We start from the raw sequence: 544 nt of genomic DNA on the forward strand, positions 1-544 counted from the left end.
GTGCAGACCTTGCCGGTAGGTCGAGAAGTCGAACTTCTCTTTCCGCTGCTCGGTGACGCCGACATTCGAGATCACCGCGTCGTATTTGCCSGAGGCSASKCCRAGCGGCCAGTCGGCCCAGGCGATCGGCAGAAGATTGAGCTTGAGGCCCAGGCTGTCGGCGATGAGCTGGGCGAAGTCCGGGTCGGCGCCGACCACGGTCCTGGCGTCGGTCGCATAGGTGGCGAGCGGCGGGCCGCTCGGGCTTATCGCGACGGTGAGCGAGCCCGGCTCGACAAAGGCAAAGCCCTTGGGGATGGCCTTGATTGCCTCGGGATTCCGTTCGGCGCGAAGCCTGCCAGGCTGCTCCGGGCCGAGATCGAAGGGCTGCGCGAGGGCGGGGGCAGAATTCCAGTAGGCGGTGGCTGCCCCAAGCAGCAGCGAGAGAATGGCTCGTCGCCCAATCATGATCGTCTTTCCAGTTCCAGATTTGGCCGCTTCGCTAAAGGACACCAGCGCCGCCGCTGTCGCGCGGCGGCGCAAGGGCCTCAGCTCTTGGGCAGGC

General features: G+C 66.2%; 1 protein-coding gene. It reads right to left on the bottom strand.

The annotated features are described in order from the left end of the window. Nucleotides 1-522 (bottom strand): transporter substrate-binding domain-containing protein (locus AB4Y92_RS25405; protein WP_441822136.1); only part of this gene is annotated, 522 nt, incomplete at its 3' end. Nucleotides 523-544: the final 22 nt, after the last annotated feature.

It is taken from the genome of Lysobacter sp. TAB13, assembly GCF_052113885.1.
In the GTDB taxonomy this organism is placed as follows: Bacteria; Pseudomonadota; Gammaproteobacteria; order Xanthomonadales; family Xanthomonadaceae; genus Lysobacter; species Lysobacter gummosus.